Origin of the sequence: Mesobacillus sp., from assembly GCF_049588175.1 — a bacterium.
GTDB lineage: Bacteria > Bacillota > Bacilli > Bacillales > Cytobacillaceae > Mesobacillus.
The window spans coordinates 1-25,165 of the sequence record NZ_JBAVFI010000122.1 but is presented as its reverse complement, the minus strand read 5'-3'; the positions used below and the strand labels follow the sequence as shown (position 1 = coordinate 25,165).

Below are 25,165 nucleotides of genomic sequence, written 5' to 3'. Positions count from 1 at the left end.
ATGACTTGGTCCATATACAAATCGATTCCGGGTATATCCTCCAGCGCGATATTATTTTCAAGGCCAAGGTCGGCGAGCAGGTCTGCTATATTACTCAAAGTTTATCCCTCAATGTTTTTCTTTTATTGGCTCTGTTAAACAAGGCTGTTGATTTTCGTTCCAGGTGCTTCGCTTTCCGCAGGGCTGGCGCTGAGCCTCCTCGTCGCTTCGCTCCTGCGGGGTCTCACCTGTCCAGCTGCGCCCGCAGGAGTCAAGCGGCTTCCGCTCCAATCAACAGAGTGCATAAATCAAATTCTGTACCACATTATACGAAATGTCCTCTTCGATGAATATAACTGCCTATATATTTTTAGCGCGCTGGAGCAGAATATTTTTCGAATTTAATTTAATACTTCTTATCTTACAAAAAAACAGGTGCTCCATAATGAGCACCTGCTTCATAAATCTATTCTTTTCGTTCTTCGTCGATTGCCTTTGGATTTTCAAGGACTGAGTCAATGTTCTTGTCAGTCTCTTCGATTGCAGGCATTTCATCTTTTTTCGTGTTGATTGTCACTTTCATGTCGTCCTTTGCAATGCTGACATTGCGGTCAGGAAGACGTCCGTGGTCAACTAAGTTCTTGATTTGTTCTGCATCCAGAGTTTCAATCTCTAACAGTGTGTTCGCAATCAAATCAAGTTTGTCGCGATGTTCTGTAAGGAGGTTTTTCGCTCTTTCATAACATCCTTTAATGATGCTTTGAATCTCAAGGTCGATTTCGTAAGCAATCGCATCTGAATAGTTTTGATCATTATTCAAGTCACGGCCAAGGAAAACCTGACCCTGTGCCTGGCCAAACTGCATTGGTCCAAGCTTATCGCTCATACCGAATTCAGTCACCATTTTTCTTGCGATGCCAGTTGCGCGCTGGAAGTCGTTGTGTGCACCAGTGCTGACTTCGCCAAAGACGATTTCCTCAGCAACCCGTCCACCAAGTAATCCAGTAATTTTATCAAGAAGCTCTGGCTTTGTCATGAAGTAACGGTCTTCCTTAGGAAGCATGACAGCGTAGCCGCCCGCCTGTCCTCGAGGAACAATCGTTACCTTATGAACCATTTCAGCTTCATCAAGGACAACCCCGATGACTGTGTGGCCAGCTTCATGGAAGGCAACAATATTTCTTTCTTTTTTGGAAATGACACGGCTCTTCTTGGCAGGACCTGCGATGACACGGTCAGTCGCTTCGTCAAGATCAAGCATGTCGATTTTCTTTTTGTTTCTGCGGGCTGCAACAAGTGCGGCTTCATTTAATAAGTTTTCAAGGTCCGCTCCAGAGAAACCAGGAGTCCTTGCAGCAATACTCTTAAGGTTTACTGACTCATCAAGCGGCTTGTTTCTTGCATGGACCTTAAGTACAGCTTCACGACCGGTTACATCCGGGCGGTCAACTGTAATCTGGCGGTCAAAACGTCCTGGACGCAGTAACGCCGGATCCAGAATGTCAGGGCGGTTCGTAGCGGCGACAATGATAATTCCTTCATTTGCACCGAAACCGTCCATTTCAACAAGAAGCTGGTTAAGCGTCTGTTCACGCTCATCGTGCCCTCCGCCAAGACCAGCGCCACGCTGGCGGCCTACAGCATCGATTTCATCTATGAATATGATACATGGAGCATTCTTTTTAGCTGTTTCAAATAAATCACGTACACGTGATGCACCGACACCGACGAACATTTCAACAAAGTCGGAACCACTGATGGAGAAGAATGGTACTCCTGCTTCCCCTGCAACAGCACGTGCAAGCAATGTTTTACCTGTACCCGGAGGTCCGACCAAAAGAACCCCTTTCGGTATGCGCGCTCCAAGTTCAGCGAATTTACGAGGGTCTTTCAGGAACTCAACGACCTCGACAAGCTCTTGCTTCTCTTCATCTGCGCCCGCAACATCTTTAAAGCGGACTTTTTTCTTCTCTTCATTGTAAAGCTTGGCTTTGCTTTTCCCAAAATTCATCACTCGGCTTCCGCCGCCCTGTGCCTGGTTCAATAAGAAGAAGAACAGGATAAAAATGATGATGAAAGGAATAATCGATGTAAAGAATGTTACCCATCCACTTGTTTCCTTGGCTGGCTTAATTTCCACATCTGCGTCAGCAGCTGCTTGCTCAATGCGGTTTAGGGTTTCCGGATTGTTCCATACATACGTAATGAAACCTTGGCCTTCTTTTTGGCCCTTCAGCTGGCCTTTTACCTCATACACACCGCGTTCAGGCTGTAATGATAGGTCACCCTCTACATTACCTGCCTCAAGCTGCTGCATGAATTTATCGTAAGTAATTTGTTCAGTTGGTTCGTTGTTTCCATTAAAGAAACTTACTACCCCAATAATGACTAAAAATATCAATAAATAAAAGATGGTATTACGGAAGATCCGATTCATCCCTTACCTCCTCCCACGGTAGACAAACTATATTAAATAGTATCATAGTAAATATTGCTAATACAAGAAATTGACATTCAGAATATTTAGTTGTTTCAAAAATATCTATTTCTCAGCAAGCCTTCTCACCGTTTATTTTGTATAGACTTCAGGCTTCAATACTCCGATGTATGGCAGGTTGCGGTATTTCTCAGCATAATCAAGGCCATATCCGACTACAAACTCATCAGGTACGATGAATCCTACATAGTCTGCCTGAATATCAGCTTTTCTTCCTGTTGGTTTATCCAGAAGAGTGACAATCTTGATTGACTTCGCTTTGCGGTACCTGAAAAGCTCAACAAGATAGCTTAGCGTCAAACCGCTGTCGATGATGTCTTCAATAATTAAAATATCTCTTCCTTCAACTGATGTATCCAAATCCTTTAGGATTTTAACCTCACCAGATGATACAGTTGAGTTGCCATAGCTTGATACATCCATGAAATCCATTTCAAGATACGCATCAACACGCTTCAGCAAATCACCCATAAAAGGCATTGCCCCTTTAAGGACGCCGATTGCCAGCGGGAAGCGGTCTTTATATTCCTCAGTTAACTGAGCCGCCAGCTGTTTCGTTTGTTCCTGAATTTCTTCTTCTGTAAAAAGTACTTTTTCAATATCATTTTTCATGACTATTGTGCCCCCTGGAAGATATCATTGCTTTATATAAGTTAATAGTAATAACGTGTTTCCTTTTTCACTTGCTTCATGGCTGGATTTTTTCAGGCCCGGAAGCCAAAGAATACTGCCTTCGCGATCTGTCACAACCGGCCATTCATCTCTTTGAGCCAAAGGAATTTTCAAATCGATAAAAATATCCTTTACCTTCTTTGAACCCGCCATCCCTTTCAATGTCATCCGGTCGCCCTTTTGCCTGTTACGAATGATTAACGGTATGCCTGATTGCTCCATGTCAATGATAAAACGATTCACGGAAGCATCTATGCCCGAAGCATCACTCAGCAATTCGGCCTCGATCCTATCACCATTGGGCAATATCACATTATCTGTTCCGAATAACTCGAAACAATAATTATGCCTTTCAGGTGGATTCAAATGAAAGTGGCAATTTCCATACGATCGTATGATTCTTAAACCGCTGGGGAAATCAAGTGTTCCTGATGGATGGGGATTGCGAATTATTGAAAAAATTTTTTCAATATGTATAGCGGAAAGAGAAGCAGGTCGATCTTTGTAGAGATAATTTAATATTAGTTTAATCCCTCTTCTTTGTAAAGGCATTGGCATTTGCTCAAATAAACTAATATCAATTGTTACTCCACTGTCCTCTTTCTTCATTACTTTATTCAATTTTTCCTTTGTTAATTCAACAAGATAATCTTCATCCATCTGCAATTCTTCACTAAAACGCTGAAAGTGCTCGTGTACAGCCGGATTCTCTTCCTTTAAAAACGGCAATACACTTTTTCTGAAACGGTTCCTGCTGTAGTATTCCTTTGCGTTGCTCGGATCTATTCTCGGCTCCAGATGATTCATCGTACAATACTCTTCAAGCTCCTCTTTAGTTAAACAGAGAAAAGGACGGAAAATCTGCACTCTGCCAAATTCACGCGAAAAAGGAATTCCAGCCCGGGCTTTTCCGGAACTGCCCCGTGTCAGTCTCATCAACACTGTTTCAACCTGATCATCACCATGATGTCCCAATGCAAGATATTGTAGATGATGCTTTTCCATCACTTCCTCGAAAAATCGGTAGCGGCATTCGCGGGCTGCCTGCTGGGAGCTCATTCCGGTCTTCTGCATAAATGCTGGAACATCCACCCTTTTCATTTCAAAGGAAATTCCGTGTTCCTCGCAAAAGTCCTTTACAAATAGAGCATCCTGATAGGACTCTTCCCCGCGGAACATATGGTCAACATGGACCGCAACAATGTTCAAAGACCATTTCACGCGCTGCGTCCACAAATAATGAAGCAGTGCGAGTGAGTCAGGCCCACCGGAAATCCCTACAGCAATCGCTTTATTACGCAGCTGAAAATTATGTCTTTCCAGAAAAGCATTAACCTTTGATTCAATCATTTCAGTACTTCCTTACAGGTATCGCCGGTTTAAGTCTATACCCATGCCGGCAACCCATTAATCTTCTAATTGACTTTTTCAGCTTAACACTTTTACACCTTTATTATCAAAAACTAAAGCGCATAGAAAGGAAACTATTCCTTATCTACGAACAGAACTGCGAAAGGTTTCAAAAAATCTATGTAATCTGGCTATAAATATAAATAAAATACAGGACCGAAATAATGATGATAATTGTCAGTGTTTCTAATGCTGAAGATTTCTTCTTTTTCTTGTTATAGCCTTTCCGTGTTTGCTGAAGTGCTGTTGCGTTCACAGGAGGAACATTAGTGTTTAGATGCTGACTTTTTTGCGTACTTGTTTTTGCTAGGGGGTCACCCTGGTTTAATGTAGATGTCTTTTGTTGATAACGACTGCTTCTGGAATCAGCTTTCGGCTGCCTCAACTGTAAAATTTCTTCCCTCATCTGCCGTGCTGATTGGTATTTACCCGTCAATGCGTTGGCTATTACATTTTCATACATCTTCAGCTCAGGGCTTTGCTTTACCTTGCCCATGATTTCGTTCAATCCGCCAGTGGTTTTGTTAAACCTTTTCGGGTAAGCGGTATTGACCATGATCATCCCGACGGCGAAAAGGTCGTATCCAGGGTCAGCTTTACGGCTTCCCAATCCCCAGTAACCTCTGTCGAAAAACTCAGTGAACTCTTTAATCGATCGTCCCTGCAATGTGGTTCCTCCCACATCAATACAGCGAATCCGCGCTGGCGGTCCTGTAACGATTAAATTATCTGGCTTCAAGTCTCCAAACACCCAGCCATTTTCATGCAAAATCTGCAGGTCCGCCAACAGCTGCAGAATCATTACTTCTTTCCAGTCAGGTCCCTTCTGCTGCAGGAATGTAAGGAAATCAGGCCCCTTGATAAACTCCATGATATAGAAGCTGACAAGCTTCCCAGGCCGCTCCCAATCGTCAACATCCAGCAAAGAAGGTCCGAGGGCAGATCCCTGGACCTTGGCAAAAGATTTTAACACATTGACCTCTGATGTAATCGACATTCCGTTGTCACTCATTTTCAGTGCTACTTGTGTATTGTTGTGCCTTGCAAGATAGACAATCCCATTCGCTCCAAAACCAAGTTCCTTTATTATGGTATATCGATTGTGATGCCATTTTCCCTGGATGATCGTTCCGGGAATGACTTTACACAGATTCTTCAAAGAAGGATTCATCATCACGGGACAGAAGGCTCCTTAAAGATCGTTTTTGATTGAAGTATGAAAGTGCTTCGCGAAGGGCTGGTCCTGTAGGTGTAATTCCTCCAGTAGTCAGCTTGGCAAATATGCTGGTCAGCGATTCTAGCTTTGGAGTCCAATCCAGCAATTTTTCGACATCGTTTCTTTTCCCGGGAAATACAAATACTGAAAAACGGTTGTCGCCAGATCTGGCATTAAGGCTTAAACTCAGGTCCAGCAACGCCTCTTTTACTGTCGGCAGCTTATGCTTCATGCTCGCGCTCGTATCGACAAGAATCAGCACTTCCAGCTCGACTGTCTCTCCTAACTCATCAACAACCTCCATGACTTCTCCACGTTTTTCAGGCGGCAGGTCTTCGACCGTTCTTCCCCCACCCAATATTTGCTGAAGTTCCTTGTTCACGACTCCCTGGAGGGTCTGTGTCATTGCTTTTCTTGTCACCATCTGCACAGTCTGTGAAAGTTGTTGTGCGTATACGATTTGGCTGACTCCGCCTCCGGAAAGTGCAATCCCTTCTATTTCTTTCATGCCCTGGTCATCTATAACATCCTGCTCCATTACACCAATCACGTTAACGGTAATCCCCTGTTCCTTTGCCAGAGCAGACATCGCGATTGGATCTTCCCCCTGGTTTGAACAGCCATCAGTTATAAGCAATATTTGCCTGATTGTACCTGTCTTCATGATAATCCCCTCTCATAGATAAATTTGTTACCATTGTCGACGAAGCGAAAAGGAAATATACATAAAAGACAGGGTTAATGCTTAAAATAACCTTTATGCCCGTTTTTGATAATTCGACATCGGAATCGATGCCCATTTAGGAATATTGTGATCGATTTTTGCTACAACTACCGTCATGTCGTCCTCAATCGAGCCTTCACGGGACCGGATCACTTCCTCCATGAGCAGATCAGCGATTGCCTGCGGATCTTCTGTCTGGAGTTCATTTATTTTCCGTTTCATCCAAAGATCATAATTCTCGACATGCTTTGGTCCTTCAAAAACGCCATCACTCATCATAATCAACAAATCCCCAGCCTTCAGCTGCTCACCGACTACGTCCACTTCAAACTCCTGCAGAATGCCCATTGGCAGATTGCTGGCCTGGATTTTCATGATTTTTCCGCCCCGCTTGATAAAGCTTGGTGTCGAACCTATTTTAAGGAACCGTGCTGATGCATTTTGCAGATCAACCATCACAAGGTCAAGCGTAGAAAAAATTTCATCTGTCGTTCTAAGCGATAAAATCGAGTTCACCGATTTGATGGCTACCTTCTCCTCTATACCTGACTGCAGGATTTGCTGCAGCAATAGCAATGTATCCCTGCTCTCTGAATGCGCTCTTTCTCCATTGCCCATTCCATCACTGATAGCAATCGCATATTTTCCGCCGCTAAGCTCAATCGTCGAATAGCTGTCACCAGATACAAGGTCGCCATCCTTTGCCGCATGCGCCACTCCTGTTAAAACAGTAAAAGCTTTAGCAGAGCGGAAAGTCACATGGCAAAATCCGTTTGGAAAAGTCGAGCACTCTTCTGAATTCACCACGATATTTTCTTTAAGGATATCGGACAGCATCGGCGCAATTAGTTTTTCGCATTCTCCATGTCCCTGACAATACGGTATGGTCATGTCGATATCGACATTTCCCTGTTCAAGGCTGTAGATTTCAACATGCTCGATATGGATGCCAAATTCCTGAAGCGCTTCAAGGATTTGCTCCTCCTGTTTGGAATGATTTTCACGCTCACGCTGGATTTCCTTTGCGAAGTCACCCATTACCTCGGATACTCCCAACAATTGGTCCGCCACCAGACGCCTGCTCTCCTGTACCTGCTTCTTAAGCTTCCTGTTTGCCTGGTAATAGGTCAGCTGCTGCTGCATGATTTCCATTACCTTTTTCGAACGCGTACAGTGCTTGTCCCATTCCCGAGAAAGTTTTTGTGGGACGACTCCTGAATTTTGGTCCATCTCCTGCATAATTTCGCTCATATAGTCATAGGTTGTATTAAAGTTCCTTGTCCAACAGTGATCTTTCTTAAAGCAGGTCTGGCATGTTTTTTCCGTTACATTACTTAAGAAATAATCCATATCGCGGTCTGTCTCAGTCGTTTCATCCTGTACCTGCAAGTTCGAGAAGCTTTTTGAAAGTGCTTCAAATACATTCGAAAACTGAACGACCCGTTGGGCAGTTACATCTCTCATCTTTCTCATATATTGCTGCTGCTCTGCTGAATACTCGGGAGTGCCAGGGATGTATTTTGCTATTTTGGAAGTTAGAGATTGGGGAGTTAATAAAAACAATAGGACGGCCGCAGCTGATTCCATCACTGTTTTGCTAAGTGCACCGCCGCCTTCTCCATACATGCCAATCAGCAGTGTTGCAATGAATAATCCCAGTGCCACACCAGGCTTTTTCCCCTCTTTTAACAGGCCGCCTAATAATCCTGAGAAAGCAAGCAGGCTCATATGGTAAAAGCTCGAAACGTTTGCCAGGCTGAAAATCAATCCAGTCACTACGCCTACCGTTGATCCTACCGTTGCCCCGGCAACAAAGGAGAAGATCAGGACCAAATAGCGGGACATAACGTGTTCTACCGACAAATCATATACCGTCCAGCCAATCGTTCCCGTCATAACTGAGGCCAGCATAATGATCAAACAAACGATTTCTTCTGTTTTTAAGGATTGTTTCCGTTTGCTGATTGTCATTAAAGGAATGCTTTGCAGGAAGATGAAAGTCAATACAAGGCTCAAACCTGCTTCAACTCCAGCCATCATCCCTTCATAAATGGTGATATGTCCGGACATAATAAGAGCTTTTAACAACTTGCCTATCAAAATAGTAGAAAATATATAAAAAGGCAAAACCTTCAAGTCATTCTTGATCCATTTTTTCGTCAATCGGTAGATCATCAAAAATAAGAATACAGAACTAAAGGTGAAAACCGCATCACCGAGTGATAATGTCGCTGCCCCTGCCACAAGACCAAACAACGCGATTGGCGCACGGTCCTTCCGGATTAAATAAACGGCCGCAAAAAATGGAAGGCTAAAAGGGGTTAACTGTGCAAGTATCAAGGCCCTGCCAAGCAAAAATCCAATGAACAAAAATATATAGCCTTTTTTCAGAAAAAGGTTTTCGATTTTGGATTGCAGCTTCGCCATGCCTTTCGCAAACCTGAATCGTGATTCCTCGAGATGAACTTCACTGATCGGTTCTATCATGTTCCTTTCTACCTTTTGCATTCAATACACTCCCCGTTTTTATATCGTTGCAAATTATTATAAAAGGGAGCAAAACAGAAGTTTGTCAAAAACAAGGACAAGCATCAAAGTTTCGTTCGACTCATTTCCCCGAAAACAATGTATTTCCTCGAATAATCTCGTTATCTTCCTGCCACGGTCTGCCATTACCATACATATAAGCACTTTGACCTAAAATTTTCCTGATAATAATTTCTATTTTTCTTTTAAAAATCCATTGACACTATTTTAATATCTATGTATTATATTTCTTGTGCCTCAAAACACAATATCATGGCGGTGTAGCTCAGCTGGCTAGAGCGTACGGTTCATACCCGTAAGGTCGGGGGTTCGATCCCCTCCGCCGCTACTAACGAAAAGCGTAGGCGACTGCTTAGCTCCGACAAGCACTTCGGGCCGGCAGGTGAAGTCGTTCTTTGACTTCATCGGACGGATCGAAGCGACTCGAGGAGCTAGGAGCCGAAGCTGGACATTTGAAGAAACAATATTATGGCCCCTTGGTCAAGCGGTTAAGACACCGCCCTTTCACGGCGGTAACACGGGTTCGAATCCCGTAGGGGTCATCCTATTAAAAAACTCGTTCCTTTTATAAGGAGCGAGTTTTTTTGTATTAACTGAGCATGTTGATGAGCATATTATTTCGACGCGAATCAATTATTATAAAAAATAGCCTGCTAGAGTACCGTATCTCTAAAATCAAAGTAAGATATTCCGGAAAAATTAATTTTATTCCGGATTCCTCATCAGATATTCCGGAATTTTTTAATTTATTCCGAAAAACACCCAGTTTATTCCGAAGTTTTTCATTATATTCCGAAAATCAATGATTCAGCGCTGAACCAAAATAAAAAAGACAAGCCCCGAAAGACTTGTCTTGATATAGCAATTACCTGCTATTATATATGTTCACTTAGCAGCAAGTTAACCTCTTCTAGCTCCTCTTCCACCGCGCTTAGATTCAGTTGCACGTTTCAGAGTAGACAGACGGTCTTCACTGTCCTTCAAAAATTTCGCCATTTTTGTTTCGAAATTTTCAGGACGGGCGTTCCGATTGTCGTTTGGTCTTCCACCACGCGGACGTTGTGTGTACGGCCTTGATTCAGATCTTTCTGGTCTTGCAGGTCTTTCAGGTCTTTCTGGCCTGTCTACTGCCTTCTTAATAGATAAACCAATTTTGCCGTCTTTTTCAACATTGATGACTTTCACTTCAACCTGGTCGCCCACTTTTAGGTGGTCATTGATGTCCTTAACATAATTATCAGCAACCTCACTGATATGGACGAGTCCAGTTGAGCCGCCTGGCAGTTCCACAAACGCCCCGAAATTTGTAATACCTGTTACTTTACCCTGTAGCTTGCTGCCTACTTCGATTGACATAAAAAAGTTTTGCCTCCTTAAAGATATAAAAAATCAAACTTACTACATATTATACAGAATATAAAAAAAGAGTGTCAATAAGGCGAATCTTGGGAGTCCTTTTTATCTTTAGGGAGGTTGAAGATAATTTCATTTTTTTCCGATAAGAAATATTCTTTGCGAGCCAGCTTGGCTATGTATTCATCGTCATTAAGCTTGACTATTTCTTCATCAAGAATCTCTTGCTTCTTTTCCAGGCTTGCCAATTTCTGCTCAAGCTTTTCTTTTTCTGCCTTCTTATTTTCAAGTGAGGCAGACTGTGAAATGAAAGTCGAGATCATCAAATATGAGATAACGGATGCGAAAAGGGCAAAGACCGCGAGGCGCCTGAATAGCAGCTTTCGCTTCCTGCTTTCCGCAATCCCTGCTATTTCACGCTGCTGCACATACTGGTTTTCAATCTTGGATATTTTTCGTTTCCTGATGACACTCATTCCCCGCAGTCCCCCTTACATTTATTTTTTAAATTTCTTCAACCATTTTATCGGCAATAAAGAGTAATTCTTTACTAGGATTAGAAATCCTGCCAATTTATTATATAACTTCTCGACGCTTTTTTTAATCTTTTTCGGCAAAAGTTTCCAAAAAAGTAAGAAAAGTAACTGAATCGGCTTCCAAAGGAGTTTCAACACCCATAATAAAACGGCAAGAAGCCATTTTACAAGAGCATAAAGGCCTCTTCCCGCCAGGACTAGCAGCGATAAAACAGTTGCGGCCAGGAACTGCAGAGGCCGTATAATCAATAACCTGAATGCTTTCACAAAGAACACATATACACTTATCGTAATCGCGATGACTCGTTCAAGCGCCTTCAGATAAGTCTTTTTGAATAGGCTCTGGTACGCTGCAAAGCCACATAATAATGCAAGAAAAATATAAAAGCGCAATTCTCCCATATTCACAGAAAATAGAATATAGAAAATTGACAATCCCTGGAATAGCCAAAAAAGAATGTCATTGATAAATACGATCCACGACTTACGCTTTGACCTTTTTAAAAAACGGTTATGCGTATCAAGCGAAGCTCCGAATAAGCTGCCCATCCCAATCATGGCGAGCATCGTCAAAAATTGGGTAGACAGCGTCATCGGAATAACTTGCTAAAGAAGCCTTTAGCTTTCTCCCCATGCTGGTCATCAAGATAGACCAGGTCAAAGATTTTTCCTTTGATCGAAACAATTCCCTTGTCGACATCCAGGTTCTTCATCTGGAGGTTCTGGCCTTTAATCGCCAGGAATCCCATTACAGTTTCTAATAAGAACTCTTCATTATCGAAGCTTTCTACTTGCTTTACTCCTGTAATCTCCAGTGTCCGCCTGCCTCTCATCACTAAATCATGGTCTGGCAAATTACTTTTTGTCTGGTTCGTTTCATAATATTGGCTCATCGTTACCCCTCACAATCGCATAATGCACTTTTGTACATGTTTATGATTTAGAGAGAGATAATAGAACAAGCCTTCAGGTGATTGGAGATTACTCTTCGTCGTCACCCGGAATTCTTTCTTCGCCCAGCATCGTGTACATCTCAGCGGCTTCATCCTTGCGGGATGTTTCCTGAATGCGGTCGATCCTTACAGAAACGACCTTTTGTCCAAATCGGATTGCCAGCTCATCGCCCGCTTTTACATTCGTGCTGGCCTTGGCAGGGACACCGTTAACAGAAATCCTTCCCTGATCAGATACTTCCTTCGCCAATGTTCTTCTTTTAATCAATCTTGACACTTTTAAAAATTTATCCAACCTCATAGTTTCTAAACCCCTTTTTCGTTATTGGTTCAATTTACCTTTATAAACCTTGTTTCTTTGCTTCATTCCAAAAAGAATCAAGTTCTTCTAGAGAATAGCTGTCTACTGACTTTCCGTTTTCTGCGGCTCTTTGCTCGATATAGGCAAATCGGCGCATGAACTTTTGGTTCGCCTTGAATAGAGCCTCTTCTGGATTCATGTCATAATGCCTCGCAAAATTGACAAGCGCGAACAGCAGGTCTCCGTACTCCAGTTGAATATCCTCCAGCTTACCTTTTTCCGTGATTTCCGCTGACAGCTCATCGATTTCTTCTTTCACCTTATCAAGGATTGGCGCAGCTGTTTTCCAGTCAAAGCCTACCTTGGCTGCTTCCTTCTGCAGTTCATAGGCTTTCAGCAGATTTGGCAGACCTTTTCCTGCACCTTCAAGCAGTGACTTCACCGCACCGCCCTTTTCCTGCTCCTTAATTTCCTGCCAGTTTTTCATGACTTCCTCTTCATTTTCAGCCGTTTTGTCGCCAAAAACGTGTGGATGTCTGCGGACCATTTTGGCGGATACACCTTCAATTACATCATCGATGGTAAAGTAGCCTTCATCTTCGCCAATCTGGGCATGAAGCATGACCTGCAGCAGCACATCACCAAGCTCTTCGATCATATGGTCAATATCCTCGTTATCAATTGCCTCGATCAATTCATAGGACTCTTCAATCAAATATTTTTTAAGGGACTGATGGGTCTGCTTCTTATCCCAAGGACAGCCGTTCGGACCCCTCAATATTGATATAATTCCACGCAGCTTTGAAAAATCCTTGTATAAAATCTGCTCCTCTTCTGCAGGAGGTACATAAACAGAGGTTAAATTGCTCAATTCCATTTCTCTGTCCAATTCATATAATGGAACTTTCCTGATCACTTCGTCCTTGCTGCCTGCAGCTGTAACAATATAAACTTCATATTCATCCGGCAATTTTTCCATCAGGGTTAACTTGACCTCTGATGCGACAAAAGAATCATAGACCTGTCCAATGATCGTATGGCTTTTCAGCAGCAGTGATTCCTTTGACAGCTCTGTACCGTCAAGCAGCTGGAATCCTTCAATCGGATCAATTTCCAGCGCCTGGAACATGGCATCAAGGAAGCTCTGTCCGCCGCCAATCTCGATTTCAGTATTTCTTTCCGGCCCTCTCTCTAGTAAAAGCTGAACAGTACGCTCTGCGATCAGGGGATGTCCCGGCACAGCATAGGTCACTGGCTCTTTTTTCGCTTCTGCAAGCAAAGTCTCGGTAATTTCCTCATACACATCCGCAAACTGGTCGTGTTTCTCGTAGATCGAATCAAAAGATTGAAATTGCAATCCTTCCTGCTCAAGCTCCGCCACTACCGGGTGTTCTTTTGTCCGTAAAAAGAGATTTTTATCCTGCTTTAATCTTTTATATACTCCAAGGGGGAGCTGGTCTAAGTCACCAGCGCCAAGCCCTATGATGGAAATCTTGTTTGTCATTTCCTGCTGCCTCCTGTCTTATTTAAAAATAGCTGAACCAGCCTGCTGCCAAACGGCAAGGTCAATAATTCCTCTTCATTCAAAGCCTTCGTTTTGATTAAAACCATTAAATAGACAATTGCACCAAACGCCACTGCGCTCAATGCCTGTATAATGGCAGCGAGCCTGTCAGGTTCAACATACCGATAAAGAAAATCGGTTGTCTGCAAATAAAAATAGAGAAAAATACTCATAACAGCTGATGAAAAAAGAATTTTCGCCATAAACGTAAGCGACAGAACCGGCTTCCCTAATTCACCCCTCAAACGGGCCACAAGAATAACCAAAATAATCAGCATGGCTAATAAAGTAGCGTTAACCGCACCCATCGCACCTGCTCTTGGGATAAAAATAAGGTTCAGGCCGTATTTCAAACCAAAGCCAGCTAGAATGACGACTGCTGGGAAAATCGTTTTGTTAAGCCCTTGAAGAATACTAGTGATTGTTAAAATCACTGATCCTAACAGAATCATTAAACTCAGCACTCCAAGGACATTTGAGCCCTCCGCATTTTCAAAAAGCATGATGTTGACGGGAACGATAATACTGAATAACCCTGCGGCCGCACCAGCGCCGAAAAGCAGACTTGTCTGAAGAGCAAGTCTTATTTTCTGCAGAATTACATCAGTGCGATTCCTTAATTTTTCTCCTGAAATTGCCGGAACAAGGCTCAAGGACATTGAGGTTGCCACAACCGTTCCAAGCTGGATCAAAGGCTGTCCCCTGTCAAAGATTCCTTTAGCCGATTTTGCCTCGTCCACTGCCAAACCCATTTCCAATAGAGATGTATACATATTCAGGGAATCTGCAAGCTGAAACAATATTAACAGCATGCCACTAATGCTTATGGCAAAACCCTGGACAACCAGAGCTTTTACAACCCATGCCGCATCCGCAAAAAGTGTCTTTGCCTGATAGTGCCTAAATGGATTAACTGTTCTATTTTTTAAATAGAAGTAGCTTAGAACAGCAGCTGAGAACAATCCCCCGGTAACCGAGCCGAATACTGCACCAGCTCCGGCAAAATATAAGGAGTATCCCTGCTGTATGAATAACGCGGATAGTATCAGGATCGTTGCAACCCGTACCAATTGTTCAGACACTTGAGAAACAGCGGTTGGCACCATATTGCCCTTGCCCTGGAAATAACCCCTGTATACGGATGTAAACGGGAAAATCAGAAATGGAACTGATACAACCTTAAACAACAGACTGAGCTCAGAATCACCCATTTTTTCAGCAATCCAGTCAGACCCAAAGTAAAAAATTGAAAATAGCAGCATTCCTAAAAATCCTAAGAATAATAATGATATCGCCAGCATCCTGTCAGCCCGTCCGCTGTTCCCCCTAGCCTGCTGCTCGGTATACAGCTTGGAAATGACAACCGGAAAACCATATGTAGATAAAACCATGACAATCCCATAAAAAGGATAAACCTGCTGATAAATATAAAAACCTATATCCCCAACGATATTTTGGAATGGGACACGGTATATCGCGCTTAATATTTTTGTAACCAGGGCCGCCAATGTCAAAATCATGGCTCCCTTAACCAAATCTTTTGAATCTGTAACGGGCTTCATCGCCCATCTCCTTCCAATTCCAGTTTCACCAAGTTATTATATCATAAGGTTTTTAGGACTCTATATAGCCAATATCAACCGAGTCATGGAGTAACCTCTACCCCAATGCCAGGCGCGCCCAACATGAAAAGGGGCAGCCTCGGCAGCTGCCCTTTTATGAATGATAAAATTTCGGTTAAACATGATTTTTCAGAATCTAGATTATGACTCCATCTGTCTCGCAAGGAAGCCAGCAGCTGTCTCAACTGCTTTTTGCTCAACATCTCCTAATGAGCCTTCTTTAGCGAAAATGATAACAGCCCCGATAGGATCACCGTTTGCAATAATTGGCCCAATTGTATAGGACGAAACAGGTTCTTCAATGCCCTCAACAAGCGAAATGTTTGCTTGCTGGTTTACTAAAGTGGAATTGCGGTCTTCCATCGTCTTTTCGACAAGTTCACTGATGCTTTTATTCAAGTAGTCCTTCTTAGAACCTCCGGCTAATGCAATATACGTATCGCGATCGCAGATTAGTATCGGATTTCCTAAGCTGTCATATAGCGCTTCTGCATATTCCTTCGCAAAATCGCTTAACTCGCTGATCGGAGAATATTTCTTTAAAATGACTTCACCATCGCGGTCCACAAAGATTTCAAGTGGATCTCCTTCACGAATACGCAGCGTTCTTCTTATTTCTTTAGGAATGACGACACGACCTAAATCATCGATTCGACGAACAATACCAGTTGCTTTCATCCAACGTTGCCTCACTTTCATCTGATGATTATTTTGTTTGGTAATGACAATTTAAACCTTTATTAATCATCCTTACCAAGTTTGAACTTAGTATCTTTCATATGGAAAGTTCTATACACTTCTAAAAATATTTTCTCTGAAGTGATAAAGATGCCAAAAACGGATAAACCTTCCAGCTGTTAAAAGCGTACAAAGAAAAATTACCCTTGTCTCACTTTTTTGAAACACTTTCCAGTTTTACATTTTCGTTACAAGGTATTTCCCTATGATTACGATACCGAGTTCTCTTGTTCTTTTTGGGAGTCATGCAATCCCTTCACCATTTCAAAAGTAATATCAAACCAGCGATCGTTTTTAATGACTTTCGTATGGATGACCATCTTAAGCTTTTTACCTTCCATTCCGAGCCCTACAGCATTCCGATATTGGCTGCTGACCTTAAAGACTTTCTGTCCGTCAATTCTGCTGCTTCCTTCTTCTGATAAAAGTATATTTACATCCTGCTTAACTTGTTTTATGGATTCTACACCCGCAGTAATGGCATACACCTTTAATTCGGCAACCTTGAACAGAGCTTCTACCTCTCCAGGGAAATCGCCATACCGGTCAATGATTTCTTCTTTTAATTCTTCAATATCCTTCAGTGTATCGATTCCGCGGAAACGTTTATACATTTCGATTTTTTGGTGGCCATCAGAAATGTAGCTATCAGGGATATAGGCATCCAGCTCAAGATCAATCTCGATGGAAGGCCTGCGGACTTGCTCCTTCTCCGGCTTCCGTTCTTCAATTGCTTCCTTAAGCATTTGCGAATATAAATCGAAACCGACTGAGTCGATAAAGCCATGCTGCTGAGCTCCAAGCAGATTTCCCGCTCCTCGAATCGATAAGTCTCGCATCGCGATTTTGAATCCTGACCCTAGTTCAGTGAATTCTTTAATCGCCTGAAGGCGTTTTTCGGCAACTTCGGTTAGCACTTTATCTTTTCGGTAGGTAAAATAGGCGTAGGCAACCCTGTTGGAACGCCCTACCCTTCCTCTAAGCTGATAAAGCTGGGATAAGCCCATTTTATCGGCATCATAGACAAGGAGCGTATTCACGTTAGGAATATCAACACCCGTTTCGATGATCGTCGTGCTCACCAGCACGTCAAATTCACCTTCCAGGAATCCAAGCATGACGGATTCAAGCTCATTTTCCGACATTCTTCCATGCGCAAAGGTTACTCTCGCATCAGGGACAAGCATGGAAATTTCTTCAGCTTTCCGTTCAATGTCCTCAACCCGGTTATAAAGGAAATACACTTGTCCGTCCCGGGCAAGCTCCCGTTCAATTGCTTCACGGACAAGTCCGCCGTTATATTCCATGACATACGTCTGGACAGGGAATCGGTTTTCAGGCGGTGTCTCGATGACGGATAAATCCCTGACCCCTAGCATCGACATGTGCAGCGTTCTTGGAATTGGTGTCGCTGTTAAGGTCAGTACATCTACATTTGTTTTAAGCTGCTTGATTTTTTCTTTATGAGTTACCCCAAAGCGCTGCTCTTCATCGATAATCAGAAGACCAAGATCCCTGTAGGTGATTTCCTTCGATAATAAGCGATGGGTCCCGACGACGATATCGACGCTTCCTGCCTTGAGTCCCTTTATGGTTTCAGTCTGCTGCTTTCTTGACCTGAACCTGCTCAGCAAGCCGATGTTAATCGGAAAATCCTGAAACCTCTCTCTAAGCGTTTCATAATGCTGCTGTGCCAGGATTGTTGTCGGTACAAGTAATGCTACCTGCTTGCCGTCGGCAATTGCCTTGAAGGCCGCTCTGATTGCGACTTCAGTTTTACCGTAGCCGACATCACCGCATAGCAGGCGGTCCATCGGCCGTTCACGCTCCATATCAAGCTTGATTTCATGGATGGAACGGATTTGATCCTCTGTTTCCTGATATGGGAAGGAAGATTCGAAATCACGCTGCATTTCACCGTCTGGAGAGAACGCATGGCCTACGCTCGACTCTCGCTCCGCGTAAAGCTTGATGAGATCGTCTGCAATATCCTGGACAGATGACTGAACCTTGCTCTTGACCCGTTTCCAGTCGCTGCCGCCCAGTTTGTAGATCTTTGGCTCTTTCCCTTCAGAGCCTACATATTTCTGTACAAGATCAATTTGCTCCACAGGTACATATAATTTATCTGTTCCATGGTAGCGGATATGGAGATAATCCTTATGCACCCCATTGATGACGAGCGTTTCAATACCCAAATACTTCCCGATTCCATGATTCACATGGACAACATAATCGCCAACCTTCAATTCCGAGTAGCTTTTAATCCTCTCTGCATTCGAAAGCTTTTGTCGCCTTGGAGCTTTTTTGGTCTTTTTATTAAAAAGCTCCTCTTCAGTAATCAGAGCGATCTTCTGGATTGGGAACTCAAAGCCCGTATTCAGGCTTCCCTGGATAATCTGGACTTTCCCTGGCAGTATATCCTGCTTGCTGCTAGCCCTTACTGCATCTATTTCATAATCCTCGAGCACCCGCTCAAGCTTTTTGACTCTCTCATCATCCGGGCCAAGAAAGATCACCGCATAATTCCCTTTTCGCCAGCGATCAATTTCACCCTTCAGTACATGCATTTGCCCGTGGAAGCTTTGCATCGGTTTGCACGAGATGTTAATGATATTTTGCGGGCTTGTGTTTGGGACATGCCTTAAAAACAAAGATAAATAAACAATCGGATTCGCCGATTTACTCAGCAGTTCAGGAAGATGGTGTGAAATCTTAAGATCATGGATGATCTGCCCTTCTCCAAGAAGACTCGTATACCATTCCGCTTCCTCCTTGTTCAGCGATTCATTCATTTCCTGCACCCTGCTTATTTCATCAACAAACAGAAAGCCGCCTGATGGCAAGTAATCTATTAAACTTTGAGGCTTTTCATAAGCGACCGATAAGTACTTGAATACTTGATCTGGCTTTTGCCCATTTCTTAACTGCTCAAGTTCGTAGCCGATATTCTGTGCCATGAGTGTCTTTGCTTTATCATCCTTCAGCTTTTTCAGACTGTTTGAAAGCCCAGCTTCAAGACCTGTGACTAGTCGGTCCAGCTGTTCATTTTCCAGTGGAATTTCTGTCGCCGGTCCAATTAAAACCGATTTCATTTTTTCCTTTGAACGCTGATCTTCGAGTGAAAACGTCCGGATTGAATCAACCTCCGCATCAAACAGCTCAATCCTGATTGGGTCAGCGGAAGTCAGCGGGTAAATATCAATGATCCCGCCCCTGACACTGAACTCACCCGGAGCTGATACCATACCTGCTCTTGTGTAGCCCATGCTTACAAAACGATTGAGTACATTATCGAGGTCGATTTCTTCCCCGAGTTTAAACGTCATCTGGAACTTTGCCCATAATTGTTTTGGCGGCAATGCTTTTCTTAAGCCCGCCATTGGAACGATGACCATGCCTGATTTCTTCTTGCTCCAATGATTCAGAGCCTCTATCCGCTGTGCTTTCAGCTCCGGGCTGGAAATACTGATTTCCGCGGCAATCAATTCATTTGCCGGATAAAGATAGACTTCGTCTTCCCCTACTAAATTAACAAGATCATCGTATAATTTTTGTGCCTGTAATAGATTATGCGTCACAACCAGGACGGGGCGTTTTGTCTGTTCGTATATTGCCGCTAAAAAGACCGTCCTTGCCGAACCGGACAGTCCTGCGACAAGCTGTTCCCTCAGCCCCGCGTCCATACCGGAAATAACCGATTGGACATCATCCTGATGACTAAATAGAGCTTTCAGCCCCTGCATCCAAACCTCTCCCTCTCTTTTTAAAAATTTATTATCGTTCTGCGCAATTAATAGTTTTCCATTGCCTGATATATAAACAGAAAAATGCTTTGGATGAGGAATCCAAAGCTTGTCAGTGAATTAAATAGTCATGTTGATGAAGGTCTGGATTTCGGTCCAAAGCTTCCTGACAGTCTTCACAGATCGATTTTATATGGATGTCGCCATTGCCTGCGTAAGAAACCATCTCCTGCCGTTCTTCCTCGGTAAGCTTGTGCAAGCCAAGGCTTTCGCTATGGACAGACATCCTGTCCAGCGAGCCGATACTCGTGCCGCAATGACGGCATTGATAATGTATAGCCATGCCCGTCCCTCCCAAATTAAGTCATTATCATTATTGACCCTTTGCGAGGAACTTATGCACTTAGCCTATTGAATGTTTCTTATTTAAAATTATATTACTAAATAGATGTTTAGGATAACTGTTATTCTCGGGTTCAGCTTGAATTCCTACTAAAAGCCTAGCGATTAAAGGTGTTCATCACTTCTAAAAACGGCTTTTTCATCCATTCTTCACATGCATCGGCCGATTTCACTACGGCTTCTTGCATGTGCTCTTGCTCTTCACTGGTAAAACGGCCAAGCACCCAATCAGTCACCGCCATACCGTTCTGAGGGCGGCTGATACCCACTCTGATGCGGTTGAATTCCTGCGTTCCTGTATGGGCAATTGTCGACTTAATTCCATTATGGCCGCCAGCGCTGCCTTTTTGTCTTAAGCGAATCCGGCCCGTTGGCATATCAAGATCATCGTAAATTACGACTAAATCGTCAATATCTATGTCGTAAAAATCCATGACAGCTCTGATGGATTCCCCAGAAAGATTCATATAAGTAAGGGGCTTCAAGAGGATTACCTTTTCACCGCCAACAAAACCCTTTCCATAAATCCCTTTGTGCTTTGCCTGATCTAGTGGAATGTTCCATCTTTTCGAAAGCTCATCGATCACTTCAAACCCTATATTATGCCTGGTTTTATCATATTGTTTCCCTGGATTCCCTAAACCCACAAACAATTTCATTCTTGTTTCACACCCCTTATCAGCAAAGCGTAACCGCCTAAAAAGAGAACGCAAATTAAGCACGCCCCATCCTCCTCCAGATACGCCTTGGTTAGACGACTCTATTTTCACAACCGTAAAAGACGTAACCTCTTCAGGCTACGTCCATTACCTACTATATTATTATTCGCTAGCTTCTGTTTCTCTTCCTTCTTCATTTTCAGGTTGTCCTGGCTCTTGTTCTTCTCCAGAATTAATTTCTTCTTCCTGTTTCGGAGGAAGGATGGAAACTAGTACTGTGTTTTCATCATCATTTATTTCATAATTTCCTGTTTTGATATCCGCAAGTGTCAGGTTCTCACCTACCTGAAGATTGGTCACATCGACATCTATGGATGGTGGAATGCTTCCAGGAGTAGAAGTAATGTTCACTTCATGCACAGGCTGCTGCATGACGCCGCCATCCTTCACACCTGCAGCCTCCCCGACGAGATTGATTCGAACACTCGCATTTACCTTAGAACTCTTGTCCACTGCAAGGAAATCAGCATGGAGGACCACGTTTTTGATATGGTCTTGCTGGTAATCAGTCAGCATGACATCCTGCTGGCTGCCGCCAACATCAAGTGAAATCACGCCATTTTTCCCATTTTCCCGGATCGTCTTAAGAAACTCAATGCTGTTTATATAAATCGATTTGCTTTCTGAATTCCTTCCATACACGACTGCCGGAATGTTGCCCTCCTGGCGTATACGTCTTAGATTAGAACCTGTGCGTTCAGTTGCTTTCAATACTGCACCCATGGTTTTGTCCCCTTCCTATTCAATAAGTTTTGTCTATATAAAAAATGCCCCAAAATAGGAAGGTCTAAACGTTTAACTTTCGTTTACCATAAGCTTACCAGCAAAAACAGGATTAGGCTTGCCCTGGGGCAAGCCTGTTTTGTTCCTATAAAATTAATCAAACAGCGTGCTTACTGATTGCTCTTCATGGACGCGGATAATCGCCTCGCCAATCAATGGAGCAACAGACAGCTGATGAATTTTGTCAACTCGCTTTTCTTCTGCAAGCGAAATTGAATTTGTCACAACCAGTTCTTTTATCTTGGAGTTTTGGATACGTTCAATTGCTGGACCTGATAATACAGGGTGTGTACAGCATGCATACACCTCAAGCGCACCGTTTTCAACCAATGCATTTGCTGCAAGTGTGATCGTACCTGCTGTATCGATGATATCGTCGATCAGGATGGCAACTTTGCCTTCAATATTACCAACGATATTCATAACTTCAGCTACATTTGGCTTTGGTCGGCGCTTATCTATGATTGCAATCGGCGCTTTCAGTCTCTCTGCCATTTTTCTTGCGCGTGTCACTCCGCCGTGGTCAGGAGATACGATAACAACGTCTCCATTCAATTCCTTGCTCTTGAAGTGGTCTGCAAGGATTGGCACACCCATTAAATGATCAATCGGAATATCAAAGAATCCCTGAATCTGTGGTGCATGAAGATCCAGCGTAATGACGCGTGTGGCGCCTGCAGTTTCAAGAAGGTTTGCAACAAGCTTAGCAGTGATTGGTTCACGTGCACGTGCTTTACGGTCCTGGCGTGCATAGCCATAGTAAGGCATAACGATATTGATCGTTTTTGCAGAAGCACGTTTCAATGCATCGATCATGATCAGCAATTCCATGATGTTTTCATTTACAGGTGAACTTGTAGACTGGATGACATATACATCACAGCCACGGATACTTTCTTCGATGTTAATCTGGATTTCTCCATCGCTGAATTGGGAAACGGAGCATTTTCCTAACTCTACTCCAATTACCTTAGCAATTTCCTCGGCAAGCTCAACATTTGAATTAAGTGAAAAAACCTTTAAATTTGGGTCTAGATACTGGTTTGACATTGTGGACCTCCAAGACTTATTTCTTTACGTTCATTTTCCCTACATAATCTTCTTTGTTGACTTGACGCGCACGTGCGAGTGCAAGTGCTTCACCTGGAACATCCTCAGTGATGGTTGAGCCGGCTGCAACATAAGCGCCTTTTCCAATCGTAACTGGAGCAACAAGATTCGAATTGCAGCCAATGAAGACGCCGTCTTCGATCTTCGTCAAGAATTTGTTCTTGCCGTCATAGTTAACTGTAATCGATCCGCAGCCGATGTTCACATCAGCGCCAACCTCAGCATCGCCAATATAGCTTAAGTGTGAAGCCTTGCTTCCACGGCCGAATACCGCTTTTTTAATCTCAACAAAATTTCCGATTTTCACTTCATCATGTATATCGGAATCTGGCCTGATATGGGCAAATGGCCCAATGTTGACCTCTGAACCAATTTTACTGTTGAAAGCCGCTGACTGACGAATAACTGTATTGTTTCCAATTTCACAGTCGCTAATTTCACTATTTGGTCCAAGCTGGCACTCGGAACCAACTACTGTTTTACCAGATATCGTTGTCCCAGGATAAATGACAGTGTCCCGGCCAATTTCCACATCTGGTCCGATATACGTGTTATCAGGATCAATGAATGAAACACCGTTGCGCATATGGAACTCATTGATGCGCTTTTTCATTGTGCGCTCCGCTTCTGCCAGTGCAACACGATCGTTGACCCCCAGCGTTTCTGCAAAGCTATCCGTAACATAAGCAGAAACAATCTCGCCCTGGTTCTTCAAAATTTCGATTACATCCGGAAGATAGTATTCTCCCTGGACATTATCATTTGATACCTTATGGATAGTTTCGAACAATGACTTGTTATCGAAGCAATAAGTACCTGTGTTGATTTCATCGATGCTTCTTTCCTGCTCAGTCGCATCCTTATGCTCAACGATTTTTTCAACGAAGCCATCGCCATTTCTGACAATGCGGCCATATCCAGTTGGATCTTCCGCTCTTGCTGTCAGAATGGTTGCTTTCGCGTTTGTCTCTTCGTGATGTTTGAAAAGAGCTTCCATCGTTTCAGCTTTAATCAGTGGTGTATCGCCGCATACAACGATTGTAACGCCTTCTTTATCCGCAAGCATTGCTTCCGACTGCAGGACAGCATGGGCTGTTCCAAGCTGTTCAGCTTGAAGTGCGTATTGGCTGTCACCGCCAAGCTGTTCTTTCACTTTTTCAGCACCGTGCCCGACAATCGTCACGATTTCGTTTATATTAAGACTTTTCACTTGGTCAATAACATGTTGAACCATCGGCTTGCCGCATACAGGGTGAAGTACCTTATATAACTTGGACTTCATTCGCGTACCCTGACCGGCCGCTAAAATGATTGCATAACGATTAGACATTAGCAGGCCTCCAATTTTACCTTTTTATCCATTACGAATATATCTTAAATAGCCGGGTATTTCAAGAATAGAAGAGCAAGTACAATTATTTGTCATTTATACGGTGGGTCGTTTTTTTGAAAAAACGTTTAATTCTGCTGAAAAATGGGTTTATGGAGGAGCAAATGAGGGGAATTAAAAAAGAGCCCTACTTATGCAGCAGGCTCTTGGTGTCTTGCGTTATATTTCTAGGAAGCTCCAGCTTCTTCGAATTCAACTTCTACTTCACCTAAACGGTGGTATTCTGCCAATACAGCTTCCTGAATCTTTCCGCGTGTGCCCGAATTGATCGGATGCGCGATATCACGGAACTCGCCATCAGGAGTACGTTTACTTGGCATTGCAACAAATAGGCCGTTGTTTCCATCAATCACCCTGATATCATGGACAACAAACTCGTTGTCAAGCGTGATGGAAGCGATTGCTCTCATCCGTCCATCTGTATTAACGCGGCGTAATCTTACGTCAGTTACTTCCATTCTGTTCACCACCTTTACAAATAGATAAAATTCTAGTTAAATAATTCCACAATGAATTCAAAACTCCTTCTTTATTCAGAAAATTTTTTTAAAAAAATAGGGCAAATCCATGAACATTTTCTTATTGAAAGCCCTATCACTCTATTTTTTCAAGTGAAAATAGGCTTTTTTGGCTATTGACGACTATTAAAAATACGGACAGTAGAATATTAATTATCTGCTATAGTTGATTTTTATTCCCTGTTAATTGGAGCGAAAATATACAAAAGACTTCTTTTTTTTTAATTCCCCCATAATGAAAAAATGACATAAAAAAACGCCCGTTATTTAACGAGCGCGATTACTTCAATCTCTACCAATGCATCTTTCGGAAGTCTTGCTACCTCTACTGTCGAACGTGCAGGCTTATGAACATTGAAATACTCCCCATACACTTCATTCAATT

At 43.0% G+C, this 25,165-nt stretch carries 22 protein-coding genes, 2 tRNA genes and 2 pseudogenes; 2 read left to right on the top strand and 24 right to left on the bottom strand.

Annotated features, from left to right (window positions below; genetic code table 11):
* From WB217_RS03020 to spoIIE, 8 genes and pseudogenes are all read right to left on the bottom strand, one after another.
* Nucleotides 1-98 (bottom strand): annotated as a pseudogene (locus WB217_RS03020) (DUF1836 domain-containing protein); the annotation flags it as partial.
* A gap of 36 nt (nucleotides 99-134) precedes the next feature.
* Nucleotides 135-284: a hypothetical protein gene (locus tag WB217_RS03015; protein ID WP_423990512.1), complete on the bottom strand. Its 150-nt coding sequence runs from the start codon at nucleotides 282-284 to the stop codon at nucleotides 135-137.
* 161 nt (nucleotides 285-445) lie between these two features.
* Nucleotides 446-2,416, bottom strand: coding sequence for an ATP-dependent zinc metalloprotease FtsH (ftsH, locus tag WB217_RS03010; protein WP_423990510.1), 1,971 nt, complete (start codon nucleotides 2,414-2,416; stop codon nucleotides 446-448).
* Nucleotides 2,417-2,548: 132 nt separating this feature from the next.
* The gene (hpt, locus tag WB217_RS03005; RefSeq protein ID WP_423990508.1) at nucleotides 2,549-3,088 is read right to left on the bottom strand and encodes a hypoxanthine phosphoribosyltransferase; all 540 of its coding nucleotides are present in this window, start codon (nucleotides 3,086-3,088) and stop codon (nucleotides 2,549-2,551) included.
* Between the two features lie 24 nt (nucleotides 3,089-3,112).
* Nucleotides 3,113-4,498: a tRNA lysidine(34) synthetase TilS gene (gene tilS / locus WB217_RS03000; protein WP_423990506.1), complete on the bottom strand. Its 1,386-nt coding sequence runs from the start codon at nucleotides 4,496-4,498 to the stop codon at nucleotides 3,113-3,115.
* A 178-nt stretch (nucleotides 4,499-4,676) separates the two neighbouring features.
* The gene (locus WB217_RS02995) at nucleotides 4,677-5,732 is read right to left on the bottom strand and encodes a protein kinase domain-containing protein (RefSeq protein WP_423990504.1); all 1,056 of its coding nucleotides are present in this window, start codon (nucleotides 5,730-5,732) and stop codon (nucleotides 4,677-4,679) included.
* Entirely contained in the window at nucleotides 5,701-6,438 is a 738-nt protein-coding gene (locus tag WB217_RS02990) for a vWA domain-containing protein (RefSeq protein WP_335432606.1), read from the bottom strand. The genes WB217_RS02995 and WB217_RS02990 overlap by 32 nt, the downstream gene beginning before the upstream one ends.
* A gap of 93 nt (nucleotides 6,439-6,531) precedes the next feature.
* A complete protein-coding gene (gene spoIIE, locus WB217_RS02985) occupies nucleotides 6,532-9,006 on the bottom strand; it encodes a stage II sporulation protein E (RefSeq protein ID WP_423990501.1) in 2,475 nt (824 codons plus the stop codon).
* A 293-nt stretch (nucleotides 9,007-9,299) separates the two neighbouring features.
* Here spoIIE and WB217_RS02980 point away from each other — a divergent pair.
* A tRNA-Met gene (locus WB217_RS02980) sits at nucleotides 9,300-9,373 on the top strand.
* Nucleotides 9,374-9,515: 142 nt separating this feature from the next.
* Nucleotides 9,516-9,587, top strand: a tRNA-Glu gene (locus WB217_RS02975).
* A gap of 358 nt (nucleotides 9,588-9,945) precedes the next feature.
* Here WB217_RS02975 and WB217_RS02970 read toward each other — a convergent pair.
* The 16 genes and pseudogenes from WB217_RS02970 to ridA form a co-directional block, all read right to left on the bottom strand.
* The gene (locus WB217_RS02970) at nucleotides 9,946-10,401 is read right to left on the bottom strand and encodes a S1 domain-containing RNA-binding protein (protein ID WP_207503229.1); all 456 of its coding nucleotides are present in this window, start codon (nucleotides 10,399-10,401) and stop codon (nucleotides 9,946-9,948) included.
* 74 nt (nucleotides 10,402-10,475) lie between these two features.
* The gene (locus WB217_RS02965; RefSeq protein WP_423990499.1) at nucleotides 10,476-10,874 is read right to left on the bottom strand and encodes an FtsB family cell division protein; all 399 of its coding nucleotides are present in this window, start codon (nucleotides 10,872-10,874) and stop codon (nucleotides 10,476-10,478) included.
* A 21-nt stretch (nucleotides 10,875-10,895) separates the two neighbouring features.
* Nucleotides 10,896-11,528, bottom strand: coding sequence for a spore cortex biosynthesis protein YabQ (yabQ, locus tag WB217_RS02960; protein ID WP_423990497.1), 633 nt, complete (start codon nucleotides 11,526-11,528; stop codon nucleotides 10,896-10,898).
* The gene (gene yabP, locus WB217_RS02955) at nucleotides 11,525-11,827 is read right to left on the bottom strand and encodes a sporulation protein YabP (protein WP_214710346.1); all 303 of its coding nucleotides are present in this window, start codon (nucleotides 11,825-11,827) and stop codon (nucleotides 11,525-11,527) included. The genes yabQ and yabP overlap by 4 nt, the downstream gene beginning before the upstream one ends.
* A gap of 88 nt (nucleotides 11,828-11,915) precedes the next feature.
* Nucleotides 11,916-12,188 (bottom strand): RNA-binding S4 domain-containing protein, encoded by a 273-nt coding sequence (locus tag WB217_RS02950; RefSeq protein ID WP_207503233.1) that lies wholly within the window; start codon nucleotides 12,186-12,188, stop codon nucleotides 11,916-11,918.
* Between the two features lie 40 nt (nucleotides 12,189-12,228).
* Nucleotides 12,229-13,692 carry a nucleoside triphosphate pyrophosphohydrolase gene (gene mazG, locus WB217_RS02945; protein ID WP_423990494.1) on the bottom strand — a complete coding sequence of 488 codons (1,464 nt, stop codon included), beginning with the start codon at nucleotides 13,690-13,692 and terminating at the stop codon, nucleotides 12,229-12,231.
* On the bottom strand, nucleotides 13,689-15,314 hold the full coding sequence (locus WB217_RS02940; RefSeq protein ID WP_423990492.1) for a putative polysaccharide biosynthesis protein: 1,626 nt from the start codon (nucleotides 15,312-15,314) through the stop codon (nucleotides 13,689-13,691). Before WB217_RS02940 ends, mazG begins: the two co-directional genes overlap by 4 nt.
* A gap of 201 nt (nucleotides 15,315-15,515) precedes the next feature.
* Nucleotides 15,516-16,052, bottom strand: a complete 537-nt coding sequence (spoVT, locus tag WB217_RS02935) for a stage V sporulation protein T (RefSeq protein WP_335432600.1) — start codon at nucleotides 16,050-16,052, stop codon at nucleotides 15,516-15,518.
* Between the two features lie 269 nt (nucleotides 16,053-16,321).
* Complete coding sequence (gene mfd / locus WB217_RS02930; RefSeq protein ID WP_423990489.1) at nucleotides 16,322-19,858, bottom strand: transcription-repair coupling factor; 3,537 nt, start codon at nucleotides 19,856-19,858, stop codon at nucleotides 16,322-16,324.
* A gap of 112 nt (nucleotides 19,859-19,970) precedes the next feature.
* Entirely contained in the window at nucleotides 19,971-20,201 is a 231-nt protein-coding gene (locus tag WB217_RS02925) for an anti-sigma-F factor Fin family protein (RefSeq protein ID WP_423990487.1), read from the bottom strand.
* A 157-nt stretch (nucleotides 20,202-20,358) separates the two neighbouring features.
* Nucleotides 20,359-20,919 carry an aminoacyl-tRNA hydrolase gene (gene pth / locus WB217_RS02920; protein WP_423990485.1) on the bottom strand — a complete coding sequence of 187 codons (561 nt, stop codon included), beginning with the start codon at nucleotides 20,917-20,919 and terminating at the stop codon, nucleotides 20,359-20,361.
* Between the two features lie 162 nt (nucleotides 20,920-21,081).
* Entirely contained in the window at nucleotides 21,082-21,702 is a 621-nt protein-coding gene (locus WB217_RS02915) for a 50S ribosomal protein L25/general stress protein Ctc (protein ID WP_423990483.1), read from the bottom strand.
* 153 nt (nucleotides 21,703-21,855) lie between these two features.
* Nucleotides 21,856-22,812 (bottom strand): ribose-phosphate diphosphokinase, encoded by a 957-nt coding sequence (locus WB217_RS02910; RefSeq protein WP_423990481.1) that lies wholly within the window; start codon nucleotides 22,810-22,812, stop codon nucleotides 21,856-21,858.
* A gap of 16 nt (nucleotides 22,813-22,828) precedes the next feature.
* Nucleotides 22,829-24,202, bottom strand: coding sequence for a bifunctional UDP-N-acetylglucosamine diphosphorylase/glucosamine-1-phosphate N-acetyltransferase GlmU (gene glmU, locus WB217_RS02905; protein WP_423990479.1), 1,374 nt, complete (start codon nucleotides 24,200-24,202; stop codon nucleotides 22,829-22,831).
* Nucleotides 24,203-24,429: 227 nt separating this feature from the next.
* The gene (gene spoVG, locus WB217_RS02900) at nucleotides 24,430-24,720 is read right to left on the bottom strand and encodes a septation regulator SpoVG (RefSeq protein ID WP_071393072.1); all 291 of its coding nucleotides are present in this window, start codon (nucleotides 24,718-24,720) and stop codon (nucleotides 24,430-24,432) included.
* A gap of 323 nt (nucleotides 24,721-25,043) precedes the next feature.
* A pseudogene (gene ridA / locus WB217_RS02895) lies at nucleotides 25,044-25,165 on the bottom strand (2-iminobutanoate/2-iminopropanoate deaminase); the annotation flags it as partial.